14 protein-coding genes are annotated in these 16,279 nt (G+C 68.5%); 2 read left to right on the top strand and 12 right to left on the bottom strand.

The features are described from left to right. Positions 1–154: 154 nt before the first annotated feature. The 10 genes from AB4Y64_RS16985 to AB4Y64_RS16940 all read right to left on the bottom strand — a co-directional run bounded on the left by AB4Y64_RS16985 (position 155) and on the right by AB4Y64_RS16940 (position 8,879). Positions 155–1,114, bottom strand: coding sequence for a carbon-nitrogen hydrolase family protein (locus tag AB4Y64_RS16985; protein ID WP_441817646.1), 960 nt, complete (start codon positions 1,112–1,114; stop codon positions 155–157). A gap of 34 nt (positions 1,115–1,148) precedes the next feature. Further along, positions 1,149–2,075, bottom strand: a complete 927-nt coding sequence (locus AB4Y64_RS16980) for an NmrA family NAD(P)-binding protein (RefSeq protein ID WP_441817645.1) — start codon at positions 2,073–2,075, stop codon at positions 1,149–1,151. An 87-nt stretch (positions 2,076–2,162) separates the two neighbouring features. Further along, positions 2,163–2,633, bottom strand: a complete 471-nt coding sequence (locus AB4Y64_RS16975) for a MarR family winged helix-turn-helix transcriptional regulator (protein WP_441817644.1) — start codon at positions 2,631–2,633, stop codon at positions 2,163–2,165. 71 nt (positions 2,634–2,704) lie between these two features. Continuing rightward, entirely contained in the window at positions 2,705–3,937 is a 1,233-nt protein-coding gene (locus AB4Y64_RS16970; RefSeq protein ID WP_441817643.1) for an MFS transporter, read from the bottom strand. Between the two features lie 103 nt (positions 3,938–4,040). Beyond that, positions 4,041–4,481: a carboxymuconolactone decarboxylase family protein gene (locus tag AB4Y64_RS16965; protein ID WP_441817642.1), complete on the bottom strand. Its 441-nt coding sequence runs from the start codon at positions 4,479–4,481 to the stop codon at positions 4,041–4,043. Positions 4,482–4,573: 92 nt separating this feature from the next. Continuing rightward, complete coding sequence (locus AB4Y64_RS16960) at positions 4,574–5,323, bottom strand: SDR family oxidoreductase (protein ID WP_441817641.1); 750 nt, start codon at positions 5,321–5,323, stop codon at positions 4,574–4,576. 120 nt (positions 5,324–5,443) lie between these two features. Beyond that, complete coding sequence (locus AB4Y64_RS16955; protein WP_441817640.1) at positions 5,444–5,905, bottom strand: GFA family protein; 462 nt, start codon at positions 5,903–5,905, stop codon at positions 5,444–5,446. Positions 5,906–5,927: 22 nt separating this feature from the next. Beyond that, positions 5,928–6,335, bottom strand: coding sequence for a GFA family protein (locus AB4Y64_RS16950; protein ID WP_441817639.1), 408 nt, complete (start codon positions 6,333–6,335; stop codon positions 5,928–5,930). Positions 6,336–6,430: 95 nt separating this feature from the next. Then, on the bottom strand, positions 6,431–8,245 hold the full coding sequence (gene recQ / locus AB4Y64_RS16945; RefSeq protein ID WP_441817638.1) for a DNA helicase RecQ: 1,815 nt from the start codon (positions 8,243–8,245) through the stop codon (positions 6,431–6,433). A 100-nt stretch (positions 8,246–8,345) separates the two neighbouring features. Then, the gene (locus AB4Y64_RS16940) at positions 8,346–8,879 is read right to left on the bottom strand and encodes a Dps family protein (protein ID WP_441817637.1); all 534 of its coding nucleotides are present in this window, start codon (positions 8,877–8,879) and stop codon (positions 8,346–8,348) included. Positions 8,880–8,975: 96 nt separating this feature from the next. Between AB4Y64_RS16940 and hrpA the strand changes: the two genes are divergently transcribed. Then, on the top strand, positions 8,976–12,935 hold the full coding sequence (hrpA, locus tag AB4Y64_RS16935; protein WP_441817651.1) for an ATP-dependent RNA helicase HrpA: 3,960 nt from the start codon (positions 8,976–8,978) through the stop codon (positions 12,933–12,935). Positions 12,936–12,956: 21 nt separating this feature from the next. Here the strand turns inward: hrpA and AB4Y64_RS16930 are convergent, their stop codons facing one another. Both AB4Y64_RS16930 and AB4Y64_RS16925 read right to left on the bottom strand, forming a co-directional pair. Continuing rightward, positions 12,957–13,433, bottom strand: a complete 477-nt coding sequence (locus AB4Y64_RS16930; protein WP_441817636.1) for a hypothetical protein — start codon at positions 13,431–13,433, stop codon at positions 12,957–12,959. Positions 13,434–13,483: 50 nt separating this feature from the next. After that, positions 13,484–13,984: a hypothetical protein gene (locus tag AB4Y64_RS16925; protein ID WP_441817635.1), complete on the bottom strand. Its 501-nt coding sequence runs from the start codon at positions 13,982–13,984 to the stop codon at positions 13,484–13,486. Positions 13,985–14,058: 74 nt separating this feature from the next. Here AB4Y64_RS16925 and AB4Y64_RS16920 point away from each other — a divergent pair, with 74 nt between their 5' ends. Continuing rightward, positions 14,059–16,236 (top strand): RelA/SpoT family protein, encoded by a 2,178-nt coding sequence (locus AB4Y64_RS16920; RefSeq protein ID WP_441817634.1) that lies wholly within the window; start codon positions 14,059–14,061, stop codon positions 16,234–16,236. Positions 16,237–16,279: the final 43 nt, after the last annotated feature.

Below are 16,279 nucleotides of genomic sequence, written 5' to 3'. Positions count from 1 at the left end.
TTGTCGTCGATGATGCAAATCGACACGGAGCGCAGCGAGACATCCAAACCGGTGTAGTAGGTCATCTCATCTCTCCTGCCAAAGCCGGGGCTTTAGATTCTAGGGAGAGCTCGACCAAGCCTGGTCCGCCCGATTACCGATGCTTTTGGTGGTATCAGCTCGCCAGCGCCCCCGGTTGCCTCACCCGCTCGTGCACATTCGCAGCCGGCGTGCGATCGATTACCAGGCTCAGCAGCTCCGGCCGGTTGTAGTGCCCGGCAGCGTCCATCAGCATCTTGCGCTTGTCGATCAGGCTGAAGTCGAGGTCGGCGATGACTTCACCCTCGCCGGAGCGCAACGGTTCGCCAATCAGCATGCCGTCGGGGGCGACGATGGCCGTGAAGCTGCCGCCCGATATCGGGCCGATGTCGCAGCCGGTGTCCTTCATGATCTGCGCCTGCTGGTCCGCATCCAGCCAGGCGGTTGCGTTGACCACGAATGCCCCGGACTCCATGGCGTGCTGGCGGATGTTGATCTCCATCCGCTGCGCGAACGGTTCGCCGAAGGCCGATCCCGGGTACATCGACGAATGGATCTGTTCGCCGTCGGCCATCATCGCGTAGCGCGCCAGCGGGTTGTTGTGCTCGTAGCAGGCCAGCTGCCCGATCCGGCCGACGGCGCTGTCGACGGCGCGCAGACCCGATCCGTCGCCCTGGCCCCAGACCATCTTCTCGAAATGGGTGGGCGAGATCTTGCGCCGGCGCTGGATCAGCGTGCCGTCGGCGTCGAACAGAAGTTGCGTGTTGTAGAGCGTGCCGCCGTCGCGTTCGTTGACGCCGATCGACACGACCATGCCGGCTTCGCGGGCGGCATCGCCGATCGCGTCGGTCGCGGCGGAGGGCACCGTCACTGCCTGGTCGAGGAGCTTGAGGAACTCCGTTCCGCCCAGTATCTGTATCGGCGTTTGCACGGCCGAGAAGTAGGGGTAATAGGGCATGACGGTCTCGGGGAAAGTGGCGAACTGGACGCCCTTGAGGCCCAGCTCGCGGATCTTGCGCACGACTTTGTCGACGGTGGCTTCGCGGCTGTACAGCACGGGGCTGATCTGTACGGCGGCGGCTTTGATGATGGTCATGGTGGGGGTTGCCTGGAAGGTGCTGACGGGTCGGTTACGCGGCTTGTGCCCGCGCGAACTCGCTGGAATGAAGCTTCACGAACTCGACCATGCTGGTGGGCCGCTCGCCGGTGAGCTTGAGCAGATCGTCGGTCATGCGGTCATAGCTGCCTTGCTTGTGCAGGGTGGCCATCGTCGCGAGGTGGCTGAGGACGTGTTGCGGGACGCCGGCCTTCGCCAGTGCGTCGGTCCAGGCATCGAGTGGCACATCGCGGTAGGCGATGGTGCGGCCCAGCGCCTCCGAGAATGCGCGTGCGTAGTGCTCGACATCGGTGGATTCGTGACCGGTGAGGTTGTAGACCTGACCGATGTGCGGGGTGGGATCGTCGAGGATCGCCGCTACCGCGCGCGCCACGTCGAGCGACGAGATCGGCGAGGTGCGGCTGTTGCCCAGCGGCAGCGCCAGTTCGTCGCGTTCGCGCACGCCGTTTGCGGCAAGGCGCAGGAAGAAGCCTTCGAGGAAGACGGTGGGGCGCACGGTAACGACCGGCAGCCCTGACCATGCCAGCGCCTGTTCGGCCAGCCAGTGCAGCTTGTGCTGCGGGCTGTCGGTGGTCTGCGTGGCGCTCATCTGCGTGACTGTCATCTGCGACATGTTCACGAATGCCTGGACGCCGTGGTGGCGCGCGACGGCGGCGACGTTCACCGTTGCTTCCAGATAGGCCGGCGAGATGGACATGCCGAAGTAGAGCCGCGAGACGCCTTCGATGGCGCGGTGCATCGAGTCGAGGTCGGTCAGGTCGCCCAGCACCACCTCGGCGCCGAGCGCGCGCAGGGCCTGGGCCCGCTCGTCCTCGCGCCGGACGAGGGCGCGCACCTTGTGGCCCCGGGCGAGCAGGTCTGCGGTGACGGTGCGGCCGATGGCGCCGATGTCTCCGGCGGCTCCGGTGACGAGGATCGGGTTTTCGTTGGAAGTGTTCATGGTCGTGGGGTTCGGGGAGGGTCCAGTGGGGGAGGGAGTGCTCAGTGTCGGTGTATATACAACAATAAAAAACCTTGGCAGCCGGACTCAGCCCGACTCGACCGGCAGGTTTGCCGCGAGATCGACGATGGCGGTCGCGCCGTCATCGCCAAGGATGCGCCGGGCTTTGGCCTGGGCCGAGCGCCAGGCAGGCATCGCCGCAGCCAGCAGATCGCGACCGGCCTGCGAAATCAGGATCGGCCGGCTGCGGCCTTTGTCGGGCACGATTTCCTCGGCCCATCCCTGGTCCAGCACCAGCTGCAGGTTGCGGGTGGAGGTCGAGCGTTCCTGATGGTTGGCGCGACCCAGCTCGGCGCGGCTGGCGCCGCCCTTGCCGGCAATCAGCACCAGCAGCGAGAACTGCGAGGCGCTCACGCCGAACGGCCGTAATTCCTGGTCGAACAGGCTGGTGATCACGCGCGAGATGCGACGGGTCCGGGTCATCAGGCAAGCGCGTGTGACTTCCTCGACCAGTCCGGCGGCCACGGGATCAGTGCGATGGGGGGCTTTGGTCTTCATGGGGCCTACTATGGTGCATATACACCATCATGTCAACTCCCCCGGAACGCGCACCCCTGCCATCCGCGCCCTCACTCCTGCAAAACCGGCCTCAATCCGTCCCGGTCGCGCTGCCCGCGCGCGGTCGGGAACAGCATCGCGATCGCCGCGGCGGCCAGGCCCACGGCCATCGAGCCGACGTACAGCCATGTGTAGCTACCGAAGCGGTCGTACAGCCAGCCGCCCAGCAGCGGGCCGATCGCCATGCCGAAGCCGGACAGCAGGCTGGCCGCGCCCAGGACGGTGCCGAGGATGGCGGGGCTGAATGCGTCGCGCGCGAGAGAGGCATACAAGGGCATCGTGCCGCCGTAAGCCATGCCGAACACAATTGCGACGGCATAGAAGCCGTCGAGCTGGTTCACCTGCAGGTAGCTGACCGCCGCCACGGCCTGGATCAGCAACCCGGCGACCAGCACCGGCTTGGCGCCGACCTTGTCGGCGAGGACGCCGAACAGCAGTCGACCGCCGAGCCCTGCCGCGCCTTCCATGCTGTAGATGGTCACCGCAGCGGTAACGCTGAGGCCACAGCCGACGGCGTAGCTGACGGTGTGGAAGATCGGCCCGGAGTGCGCCGCGCAGCAGGCGAAGAAGGCGAGCCCGAGGACGATGAAAGCCTTCGATCGCAATGCCTGTTGCGCGGTCATCTGCTGAGTCGGGGCGACGACTTCATCGTGGCTGGCAATCGTAACGGGACGCACGAACCACACCGCCGGCAACGTCAGCGCCCAGGCCAGCAGCCCGACGATGAGCAGCGTGGTGCGCCAGTCGTAGTGGCTGATCAGCCACGCCACCAGCGGCGACATCGTCATCGGGGCGACACCGACGCCGGCGGAGACCAGCGATATCGCCAGGTTGCGGCGGCGCTCGAACGCCGCTGCCGTGGTCGCGATCACCGGCGCGAAGAAGCTCGCGGCGGCCACGCCCAGCAGCACGCCGTAGGCGAGCTGGAACTGCAGCAGGCTGGCGGCGCGGCTGGCCAGCACGCACGACAGGCCCAGCAGCAGCGAACCGGCCAGCACGACGATGCGTGGCCCGTAGCGATCGCTCAGCATGCCCCAGCCAAAACCGGCGAAGCCGCTGCTGATGAAGGCCAGGGTCATGGCGCTCGACAGGCCGGCCCGCGACCAGCCCGTGGCAGTGCCCATCGGCGTGAGCAGCACCGCCAGCGAAAAGATCGTGCCGATCGCGACACAGCCCATCAGTGCGCCAGCAGCCACGAGGGGCCAGTTGCGGTCGATGGAACGGGTGGAGGCAGGGCTGTTCATCGGTTGGAATCTCCCGGGACCTGCTTCGATGACGAAGCAGGGCGGGAGGAATCGACATCCGGTCGTGAAGCAGGGCGACCGCGGTGGCGGCCCTGCCGGCGGCTCAGGCCGGGGGGACGGACCGGAAGCCGATCGCCAGGCGGTTCCAGCCGTTGATGGCGTTGATCGCCACCGTCAGGTCGACCCGCTCGCGCTCGTCGAACTGCTGGCACAGCCATTCGTAGTCGGCATCGGGGGCGTGCGTGTGCGAGATCAGCGTGAGCGCTTCAGTCCAGGCCAGCGCGGCACGCTCGCGGTCGGTGAAGAACGGGGCTTCGCGCCACACCGAGACTGAGTAGAGGCGACGTTCGGTTTCACCGCGCTTGCGTGCGTCGCTGCTGTGCATGTCGACGCAGAAGGCGCAGCCGTTGATCTGCGAAGCGCGCAGCTTGATCAGGTCGAGCAGGCCGGGATCGATGCCCAGTTTGCCGACGGCGCCCTCCAGGGCAATCATCGCCTTGGCGGCATTGGGAGAGGCCTTGTAGAAGTCGAGACGGGGTTCCATTGCGGTACACCTGAAGTGAGGGACTCGGGTCGGGAAAGGTTACTGCGACGCCTTGCCGGGGAACGTGACAACTGCAGGGATGGACTGTTCCCTCAAAGTTGGCTCATGCCGCCGTCGGCGATGATCTCGGTGCCAACGATGAAGGCCGATTCCGGCGACGCCAGGTGCAACACGGTGGAGGCGATCTCGTCGGGAGTGCCGAAGCGTCCCAGCGGGATCTGTTCCTGGATCTGCGCGGCGGTGGTCTCCAGCGTTGCCGCGTCCAGGCCCAGCTTGCCGTAGATCGGCGTCGACACCGGGCCCGGGCTGACGACGTTGACGCGAACGCCGACGGGCAGCAGTTCGGCCGAGAGTGTCTTGGCCAGCGAAATCAGCGCGGCCTTGCTCGCGGCGTACACCGAGGTCTGCGGCATGCCGATGCGGGCATTGATGGAGCCGTTGATGACGATCGACGCACCCGGGTTCAGCAGCGGCAGCAGCGACTGGACCTGGAAGTAGGCGCCCTTGACGTTGGTGTCGAAGATCTGGTCCCACAGCGTTTCGTCGACGTCCTTGAAGGCGGCGAACTTGGCCGCGCCGGCGTTGACGAACACGGCGTCGAGGCGACGGCCGCTGTCGGCGATGGCGGTGGCCAGCGTGCGGGCGTCGGCGATGTTGCCCGAGTCGATGCGCAGCGCGGTGGCAGCCGAACCCAGCGTTGCCGATGCCTGTTCCAGCGTGGCTGCATCGCGGCCGGTGATGAAGACATGGGCGCCCTCGGCGACGAACGCCCTGGCTGCGGCCAAGCCGATGCCACTGGTGCCGCCGGTAACGAGAACAGATTTGCCGGTGAAGCGGTTCATGGTGATTCCTTCGGGAGCAGCCGATTGCTGCAGGGCCATACTGGTCGCGACCGCGGCGCTTTCCGTACCACCTTCCCGGCCAACTCGTTCGATGTCTTCGAACGTCTTCCGCAGAGCCTGTCAGGGGCGGTCGGGCTCCTCGGGGCCCTGCGCCAGGCTTGGCACCGCGTCGCTGCTGGCGGCGAATCGCGGCAGCTCGTCGCGCGTGTCGAACCAGGGCAGTCGCGATTGTGTCCATACATGGTCGTCGATACGCACCCGCGCCGGCGCGTCCAGGCTGCCAACCGCCACCTGCACGCGATCGCCGAGCACGTCCTCGCGCATTCCCAGCGTGCTGCCGCAGGTGGCGCAGAACGCGCGTTCTGCAAACTGCGACGAACGGAACCAGTCCGGCTGCCTGCCAGTCCAGGCGAACGATGCTGCGGGAAAGTGGACGAACGCCAGCGCCGGCGCGCCGGAATGGCGGCGGCAGATGTCGCAGTGGCAGATCACGCCGCGCAGCGGCTCGGCCGTCGCCCGGTAGCGGACCGCACCGCACAGGCAGCCACCTTCGTGGATCGAGTGTTCCGTGACGTCGGGCATCGGGTCGTCCTCAAGCGTTCGGTCAGGCGCCCACGCTGCTGCGCGGGTAATGCTTCGTTTCGGGGCTCAGCGTCTCCCAGGCGATCTTGTGCTCGATCCAGATCTCCTTGGTCGGCGCGTAGTCGTCGGGTGCCTCGAGCGTCGCCGTGGTGACGTCGATGGTGCTGCTGTCATTCCTGCGCTGGTAGGTCAGCGGCGTCCCGCACTGGCCGCAGAAGGTGCGTTCGATTCCAGGCGACGACTCGAACGCCACCGGCTGGCCCCGGGTGAAGCTGAAATCGCGCGTGCGCAGGACCACCCACGCCACCGTGGGCGCACCGCTTGCCTTGCGGCAACTGCGGCAATGGCAAAGGCTGCGCGCCCGCGGTTCGCCGGTGGCGCGGTAACGCACCGCGCCGCACAGGCAACCGCCGTCGATGGGATTGGCCATGGTGCCTCCGCTGAGGGGCAGAAGGGAGGTATAGCGGCGCCAGTGTGTGCCCGGTGTCGCCGCGGCACAAACGTCCCGTCAATCCGTGCGGGGCATCACGGCGCGCTGTCGAACAGGTGCTGCAGAACCGCCTCGCCATAGCGGTCCAGCTTGCTGCTGCCGATGCCGGGGATGCGCCCCAGTTCGTCGAGGTCGTCGGGTGCGGCTTCCGCGATTGCGCGCAGCGTGCTGTCGTGGAAGATCACGTAGGCCGGCACGTTCTGTTCGCGCGCGGTGGTGGCGCGCCATTGCCGCAGCGCATCGAAACGCAACTGCGAGTCGACGTCCAGCTCGATCATCTGCACCGTGGTCGCGCCACGCGCCTTGCGGCCGCGTGCGGGCTTGGGGGCTTCGTGACGGAAGCGCAGTTCGCGCTCGCCGCGCAGCACCGGGCCGCTGGCCGCGGTCAGGCGCAGTGCGCCGTGATGTTCGACATCGGCTTCGAGCAGGCCGTTGGCGACCAGCTGGCGGAACACGCCGCGCCATTGCCGCTCGTCGAGGTCGTTGCCGATGGCGAAGGTGCTCAGTGTTTCATGGCCCCATTGCCGCACTTTTTCGGTGTCGGCGCCGCGCAGCACGTCGATGACGTGGCCGGCGCCGAAGCGCTGGCCGGTGCGGTACACGCACGACAGCGCCTTGCGCGCGGCCTGGGTGCCGTCCCAGCTGCTCGGCGGCTCCAGACAGTTGTCGCAGTTGCCACAGGCGCCCGGGTGCGGTTCGCCGAACCAGCCCAGCAGCGCCTGGCGCCGGCACTGGGTCGATTCGCAATAGCCCAGCAGTGCGTCGAGCTTGCCCAGCTCCAGGCGCTTGCGCTCCTCGCCCGCTTCGCCCTGCTGGATCATCTGGCGCAGGTTGACCATGTCGCCCAGGCCATAGCTGAGCCACAGTTCGGCCGGTGCGCCATCGCGGCCGGCGCGGCCGGTTTCCTGGTAGTAGCCCTCGATCGACTTGGGCAGGTCGACGTGGGCGACGAAGCGCACGTCGGGCTTGTCGATGCCCATGCCGAAGGCGATCGTCGCCACCATCACCACGCCGTCCTCCTGCAGGAAGCGGCGCTGGTTGCCTGAGCGGAGCTTTGCGTCCATGCCGGCGTGGTAGGGCAGGGCCTTGATGCCGGCGGCCTGCAGCTGCTCGGCCACGCTCTCCACGCGCTTGCGCGAGAAGGCGTAGACGATGCCGCTCTCGTCGCGATGGCCCGCCAGGAAGTCCAGCAGCTGGCGCACGCCGGCGCCGTCCTTGTGGACCACGCGGTAGCGAAGGTTGGGGCGGTCGAAGGAGCTGACGAACTCGCGCGCGTCCTCCAGCGCCAGCCGCTCAGCGATCTCGCGCCGGGTCGGGGCGTCGGCGGTTGCGGTCAGGGCGATGCGCGGGATATCGGGCCAGCGCTCGTGCAGCACCGTCAGCTGGCGGTATTCCGGGCGGAAGTCGTGGCCCCATTGCGAGACGCAGTGGGCCTCGTCGATGGCGAACAGGCCGATGCGGGCCCGCTCGAGCAGCGACAGGAAGCGGCCGGTGAGCAGGCGCTCGGGCGCGACGTAGAGCAGGTCGAGCTCGCCGGCGAGCAGCTGGCGTTCGACGTCCGCGGCCGTGGACGCATCCAGGGTGGAATTGAGGTAGGCCGCGCGCACGCCGAGCTGGCGCAGGGCCTCGACCTGGTCCTGCATCAGCGCGATCAGCGGCGAGACCACCAGGCCGCAGCCATCGCGCAGCAGTGCCGGCAGCTGGTAGCACAGGGACTTGCCGCCGCCGGTGGGCATCAGCACCAGGGCGTCGCCGCCGCCGGTGACGTGTTCGACGATCTGCGCCTGTTCGCCGCGGAAAGCAGGGTGGCCGAAGGTGCGGCGGAGCAGATCGAGTGCGGGGTCGGACATGCGCCTAGTTTAGCGGGCGCGGCAGGGTCGCCTGTCGGAAAAACAGCAACCGGCCCTCACCCCAACCCCTCTCCCGCACGCGGGAGAGGGGTCATGGCTGTCACTCGAGCAGCGAGCGCAGCATCCAGGCGTTCTTCTCGTGGGTCTGCAGGCGCCGGGTCATCAGGTCGACGGTCGGGTCGTCGCCGCCGTCATCGGCCAGCTTGAGCACCTTGCGCGCGGTCCGGGCCACGGCCTCGTTGCCGACGGTGAGCTGGCGGACCATCTCGCGCCAGTCGGGCGCCTCGGTCAGGCCGGGCTCTTCCGGAATCGAGCTCAGGCGGATGAACTCGGCGTACGAGCCGGGGGCGTTGTAGCCGAGCGCGCGCATGCGCTCGGCGGTCTCGTCCAGCGCCGTCCACTGCTCGGTGTACTGGCCTTCGAACATCACATGCAGGCTGTTGAACATTGGCCCGGTGACGTTCCAGTGGAAGTTGTGGGTCTTCAGGTAGAGCGTGAAGCTGTCCGAAAGGAACCGCGACAGGCCCTCGGCGATCTTCTTGCGGTCGGCGCCGCTGATCCCGATATCAATGCCCGGGTGGCTGGGCGCGGGTGCTGGCGGGGTCTTGGACTTGGCGGTTTTCTGTTTGGCCACTGTTTTTCTCCCTTAGCTGAGCATTGCGGGCGACAATAAGCCGTGCCGACCGCGAAATGAAATGGTTTTTGGCTTGTACTTCGATCGATGAAATCAATGGACCCGGCGCAGTCTAAGCAGCCCGATGTCAGTAACGCGTTACGCCAGGCCCGGCGCGCCATCGATGGCGCGCTGAGCCGTGACCGTGGGCGGCTGCATGGACTGTGGTCGCGCTGGAGCGGCAAGCCGGCGGACGAGCGCGCACGCGAGGCCTTCGCCCAGGCCCTGAGTGCGTCGGTCGTGCAGCGCCAGTCGCGGGCGGCGGCGCTGCCGCAGGCACCGGTCGACCCGGGCCTGCCGATCGCGGCCGAAGCCGAGCGCATCGTCGAGCTGATCCGCAAGCACCAGGTCATCGTCATCGCCGGCGAGACCGGTTCGGGCAAGACCACCCAGCTGCCCAAGCTGTGCCTGGCCGCCGGCCGCGGCGCCGCCGGCATGATCGGCTGCACGCAGCCGCGCCGGATCGCCGCGCGTGCCGTGGCCCGCCGCGTCGCGGAGGAGCTGCAGACCCCGCTGGGCGGCGCGGTCGGCTACCAGGTCCGATTCACCGAGAATGTCGGCGAGCAGACCGCGGTCAAGTTCATGACCGACGGCATCCTGCTGGCCGAGATCCAGTCCGACCGCTGGCTGTCGCGCTACGACACCATCCTGATCGACGAGGCGCACGAACGCAGCCTCAACATCGATTTCCTGCTCGGCTACCTCAAGCAGCTGCTGCAGCGACGCCCGGACCTGAAGGTCATCGTCACTTCGGCGACGATCGACACCGAGCGCTTCGCCCAGCACTTCGGTGATGCGCCGGTGGTCAACGTCGAAGGTCGTGGCTATCCGGTCTCGGTGCGCTACCGCCCGCTGGGCGAAGGCGACGAAGAAGGAGGCGAGGGCGATCGCAGCGTCAACGATGGCATCGTCGCCGCCTGCGACGAGATCACCCGCGAGGACCCGCGCGGCGACGTGCTGATCTTCCTGTCCGGCGAGCGCGAGATCCGCGACGCCCACCAGGCGCTGGAACGACGCAAGTACCGCGAGACCGAAGTGCTGCCGCTGTATGCGCGCTTGTCGGTGCGCGACCAGGACCGCGTGTTCAATCCCGGGCCCAAGCGTCGCATCGTGCTGGCCACCAACGTCGCCGAAACCTCGCTGACGGTGCCGCGCATCCGCTACGTGGTCGATCCGGGCCTGGCCCGTGTCAAACGCTACAGCCCGCGCGGCAAGCTCGACCGCCTGCATATCGAACCGGTCAGCCAGGCCAGCGCCGACCAGCGCAAGGGCCGTTGCGGCCGCATCAGCGAGGGCACCTGCTACCGGTTGTATTCGGAGGCCGATTTCCTCTCGCGGGCGCGCTACACCGATCCGGAAATCCGCCGCGCCGCATTGGCCGGCGTGATCCTGCGGATGCTGTCGCTGGGCCTGGGCAACATCGAGGACTTCCCGTTCCTGGAACCACCCGATCCGCGTGCGGTCGCCGATGGCTGGCAACAGCTCGGCGAACTTGGCGCCGTCGACGAGGCGCGCCAGCTCACCGTCACCGGCAAGTTGATGTCGCGCCTGCCGGTCGACGTGAAACTGGCGCGCATGCTGGTGGCCGCCAACCAGCACGGCATGCTGCGCGAGATGCTGGTGATCGCGTCCTTCCTGGGCATCCAGGACCCACGGGAGCGTCCGTCCGACCAGCGCGGTGCGGCCGACAACGCCCACGCCCAGTTCGCCGATGCGAAGTCGGAATTCGTCGGCATCCTCAAGCTGTGGGATGCCTACCAGGCCGCGCACGAAGACCTCACCCAGTCCAAGCTGCGCGGCTGGTGCGAGAAGCACTTCCTCGGCTTCCTGCGCATGCGCGAATGGCGCGAGCTGCACCGCCAGCTCAAGCTGATGGCCGACGAACTGGACTGGGCGAGCGAGCCGCGCCACGCCGAATTCGACCAGGCCGCCTACGCGACCCTGCATCGCGCGCTGCTGGCCGGCCTGCCGACGCAGATCGGCTTTCGCAGCGAGCGCGGCCAGTACGACGGCCCGCGCGGTCGCAAGTTCCAGTTGTTCCCCGGCTCGCCCCTGGCGAAGAAGCCGCCGCCGTGGGTGCTGTCGGCGACGCTGCTCGACACCGAGCGGGTGTGGTCGCTGACCAATGCCGCGATCGAACCGGACTGGGTCATCGCCGAGCTGCCGCACCTGCTGGCGCGGCGCCAGCACGACCCGCGCTGGGCGCGCTCGCAGGGACGCGTGGTCGGCAGCGAGCAGATCAGCCTGTTCGGCCTGGTGCTGGCTCCCAAGCGGCCTGTGCACTACGGCGCGCTGTTTCCGGAAGAGAGCCGCGCGATCTTCGCCCGCGATGCGCTGGTCACTGGCGAAATCAACACACGTTGCGCCTTCCTGCCGCGCAACCTGGCGACGCTGGCCAAGGCGCGCGATGAGGAGGCCAAGCAGCGCCGCAGCGGGCTGGTGGTCGAAGACGAATGGATGGCGCAGTGGTACCTCGACCGGCTGCCGCCGCAGGTGCACAACGCGCACGCCCTCGATGCGTGGTACGGCAAGCTGCCGGCGGCGGAGAAGGCGGCGCTGGAGTGGTCGCTGGCGGACCTGATGGTGGTCGACGAGAGCGATGCGCAGCGCTTCCCGCCGTACCTGGCGTTGGGCAACGCGCGGCTGGCGGTGAAGTACCGGTTCGAACCGGGCGCCGGCGACGACGGCATGACCCTCGCCGTGCCGCTGCATCTGCTCAACGCGCTCGACCCGGTGCGGCTGTCATGGCTGGCGCCGGGTTTCGTCGCCGACAAGGCGGCGGCACTGATCAAGACGCTGCCCAAGACACTTCGCCGCAACTTCGTGCCGGCGCCGGATTTTGCCCGCGCCTTCCACGAGGCCCATCAGCAGCCGACGGCCGACAGCATCACCGGCGAACTGGCGCGTTTCCTTTCCAGGCTGGGTGGCGTCGCGGTTTCCGCGCTCGACTTCGACGAGACGGCACTGGAGCCGCACCTGCGCATGAACCTGAGCCTGCTCGAGGGCGATGGCAAGGGAGGCAAGGGCGGTAACGTGCTGGCCGAATCGCGCGACCTCGAGGAACTGCGCCGCCGCTTCGGCGAGCGCGCGGCGGCGGCCTTCGCGGCGCGCGCTGCCGACGGACTGGCGAAGCAGGGGCTGGTGACGTTCCCGGAAATGGCGATCCCGGTGTCGGTGCCCGGCGCCGGCGGCGTTCCGGCCTGGCCGGCCCTGCACGACGATGTCGACAGCGTGTCGCTGCGCGTGCATGCCGAAGCCGAGGTGGCCCGCCGCGAGCATCCGCGCGGCGTGCGCAGGCTGCTGGCGATCGCGCTGGCCGACAAGCTCAAGCAGGCGCGCAAGCAGTTGCCGGTGACGCCCAAGACCGGGCTGCTGTATGCCGCGATCGAGTCCGCGGCGCCGCGCAACGACGGATTGAAGGAAGGCGACCGCTTGCGGCTGGATCTCGTCGACGGCGCATTCGCGTCGCTGGCGGGCGAGGACGCCGACGGTGGCCTGGTCGACGTCCGCGACGCTGCCGCATTTGCCGCGCGCCGCGACGCGATCGCCAGGCAATTGTTCGCCGACGCGATGGAGCGACTGCGCCAGGCCGAGGCCATCCTGGGCGCGGTCGCCGAGGCGCGGGCAAAACTGGAATCGCCGTTGATGGGCTGGGCCAGCGGCAATCTCGACGACATGCGCGCGCACCTGGCGGCGTTGACGCCGCCGGGCTTCCTGCGCAATGTCCCGGCGCAGGCGCTGCGCGAGTACCCGCGTTATCTCAAGGCGCTGGCGCTGCGCGGCGAGCGTGCGCTGCGCGACCCGGTCCGCGACCAGGCGCGCATGCTCGAGATCAAACCCTTCGCCGACGCCCTGGCCAATGCAGTCGCCGAAGGTGTCGGCGATGCGCCCGAGTGGCAGGCGCTGCGCTGGGACCTGGAAGAACTGCGGGTGTCGCTGTTCGCCCAGGAGCTGGGCGCGCGCGGTGGCGTGTCGCCGAAGAAGCTGGCGCAGCGGCTGGCGCAGCTACGACGCTGACGGCGCGCCCAGAAGGCGCGCTCAGTCGACGCGCTGCACCTTCACGCGCGGCGCCTGGCCTTCCATCTCCATGTACCAGGCGCCGAGGAAACCCGGTGCGATGGTGACCTTCGGATTGCTGACCGGCTTGCCCAGGTAGAGGTTGCCGTCGATGACGCGCCAGCGCTGGCCGTTGTCGAGCAGCACGGTGTCGCCGCGCGACCAGGCGCGCACGTCGCCCTGCACGCTGGCGCTGAGCGCTTCGGCCGGCGGGCGCTTCTCGCGCAGGCCGGCCTGGGCCGTGCGATCGGCCACCGCGGCGTCGACCGCCGCGCCCTGGTCCTGGCTGAGCAGGTTGTTGAGCAGTGCCAGTTGCGCGGACGAGAGCGTGTCCAGGCCGGTGGCGTGCATCTGTTCGGCGTCGAGGCGCTGCTCCAGCGCGACGTACTCCTGGGCAGCATCGGCCGACGCCGACAGCACCGTGGCGGCAACGAAGAATCCGGCAAGCAACAAACGCATGGGAACGGGTCTCGGCTACGGGGAACGCGGGGGTGGCGTCTGGCGACGCCTCACTTCACCCGCTGCACCTTGGCGCGGGCGTTGAAACCTTCAATGGCCATGTACCAGGCAGAGCCAATCAGGCTGGGAGTGATCATCACGATCGGATTGGTGTTCTTGACGCCGGAGATGGTGACGTCGTCGATCTGCTGCCAGACCTGGCCGTTGTCGAGTGTATAGCTGCGGCCTTTGCCGAAGCCGGCGAAATTGGTGATCTTGCCGCCGATCGGCTCGCGCGAGGCGGCCGAGAAAAGCCCGCGATGGTCCTCTTCGGCGGCACTGTGCTTGGCGGTCTCGGCCGCCTTGGCGGTTTCGACCTTGACCTTGCCGTCGAGCCAGTCGTTGAGGTTGGACAGCTGTTCCGGGCTCAGTCGATCCAGGCCGGCGGCCTTGAACTGCTCTGGGGTCATCTGCTGTTCGATTTTCTGGGCGAATGCCGCGGTGGCGAGCGGCAGCATGGCGGCCAGCGCGAGCAAGCGGAGCGCGGGCAGGTAGGGGCGGGTCGAACGCATGCGCTGTTCCTCCAGACGGTTGCCCGCTAGTGTAGACCGCGTCGTCCCGGACCGTTCCACGCCACGCCCCCACCATGGCCACCGAGTCTCCACAGCTTGCCGCCGTGCTGGCGCATCCGATTGCCGCCGGCATCGCCGCGCCGTTGCGGCAGGCGATGGAGAAGGCCGCGAACGCGCCCGGCGCGCTGATCGATGCCGTCGATCCGCCACCGGTCGTGGCGAGCATGCTCGAAGCGCTGGTGCTGCTCGGCGCCGACGGCGACACCGCCGCTGCCGCGATCCTGCACGCCTATCCGGGCTGGCGGGCCGCATTGGGCCCGATCGAACGCGAGTTCCCGGCCGTCGCGCCGCTGATCGAGGGCCAGCGCGCCGCCGCCCAGGTCTGGGCGCTGCACGCCGAGCGCCACGGCCAGGCCGGCAACGAAGGCCTGCGTCGCCTGTTGCTGGCGATCGTCCGCGACCTGCGCGTGGTGCCGATCCTGCTGGCGCGCCAGCTGGCGCGGATGCGCCACGCCGAGCCGCTGCCCGACGACGAGCGCCGCGAGCTGGCGTTGCTCACCCGCGACATCCATGCGCCGCTGGCCAATCGCCTGGGCATCTGGCAGCTCAAGTGGGAGCTGGAGGACCTGGCCTTCCGCTACCTGGAGCCGCAGACCTACCAGCAGATCGCGCGCCTGCTCGACGAAAAGCGCGTCGATCGCGAGCGCTACATCGAACAGGTCAAGCACACCCTGCGCGAGGCGATGGCGGCGCAGGGCGTGGTGGCCGAGATCGCCGGCCGGCCCAAGCACATCTACAGCATCTGGAAGAAGATGCAGCGCAAGAACGTGCCGATCGGCGAGCTCTACGACCTGCGCGCGGTGCGCGTGCTGGTCGACGACCTGGCCGGCTGCTACGCCGCACTGGGCGTGGTCCACGCCACGTGGGCGCCGATACCCAGCGAGTTCGACGACTACATCGCCCGGCCCAAGCGCAACGACTACCGCTCGCTCCACACCGCCGTGGTCGGGCCGGAAGGCAAGACCCTGGAAGTGCAGATCCGCACGCACGAGATGCACCGCCAGGCCGAACTCGGCGTGGCCGCCCACTGGAAGTACAAGGAAGTCGGCAGCCACAGCGCCGACGCCGCCTTCGATCGCAAGATCGCCTGGATGCGCCGCCTGCTGGAAGGCTCGGCCGAGGGCGGGCGCGAGGACGGCACGCTGTCGGGCGAGTTCGATACCGAACTGGTCGAGGACCGCATCTACGCGCTGACGCCCAAGGGTGAGGTCATCGACCTGCCAACCGGCGCTACGCCGCTGGATTTCGCCTATCACGTCCATACCGAGGTCGGTCACCGTTGCCGCGGCGCCAAGGTCGACGGTCGCATCGTCCCGCTCGACCACAAACTGCGCACCGGCGATCGCGTCGAGATCATGACCGCCAAGACGGGCGAACCCCGCCGCGACTGGCTGATCGCCGCCAACGGTTTCCTCGCCAGCAGCCGTTCGCGCGACAAGGTCCGCGCCTGGTTCCACAAGCTCGACCGTGCCCGCAACGAGACCGCCGGCAAGGACCTGCTCGACAAGGAACTGCGCCGGCTGGGACTGCTCGGCGCCGACCTCGCTCCGGCGCGGGAGAAGTTCAATCTCGCCAGCGATGGCGAGGTGTACGTGCAGGTGGCGCTGGGCGACATCGGCCCGCACCAGGTCGGCCGCGCCCTGCTCGAGCACGAGCGCGCCGCGTCCGCCGCCGCTGCCGTCGCGAGCACGGCCACGGCCGGCAGCACGCTCACCACGCCGCCACCGCCGCGAAAGGTTCCGCGCAGAAGTACCGACTTCACCGTCGAGGGCGTCGGCAACCTGCTGGTGCAGCTGGCGCGGTGCTGCCAGCCGTTGCCGGGCGAGCCGATCGTTGGCTACCTCACCCGTGGCCGTGGCGTCAGCGTGCACCGGCCCGGCTGCGTGGCCTTCCAGCGACTGGCCGCATCGCAGCCGCAGCGCGTGCTGCCGGTGGAGTGGGGCCGTGCCGGCAGTGGCTACGAGGTCGACATCGAGGTGCTCGCGCTGGACCGCAAATGGCTGCTCAAGGAAGTCACCAACCTGATCGCCCAGGGCAACGCCCATGTGCTGAGCATCCGCAGCGACGTCGAGCGCAATGGCGCGCGCGTACGCCTGCGGCTGCGGCTGCGCGTGGGCGATTACGGCCAGCTGTCGACCCTGCTGGGCAAGCTGGCCTCGCTGCCTGGCGTGGAGCACGCGCAGCGTCGCTGAACGAATGGTGTCGGCTTTCTGCGTGCCGTCACCGTCATGAGGC

This window comes from Lysobacter sp. TAF61 (genome assembly GCF_052113485.1).
In the GTDB taxonomy this organism is placed as follows: domain Bacteria; phylum Pseudomonadota; class Gammaproteobacteria; order Xanthomonadales; family Xanthomonadaceae; genus Lysobacter_J.
The sequence above is the reverse complement of the archived record's forward strand: the minus strand, read 5'-3'. Positions and strand labels throughout refer to the sequence as shown.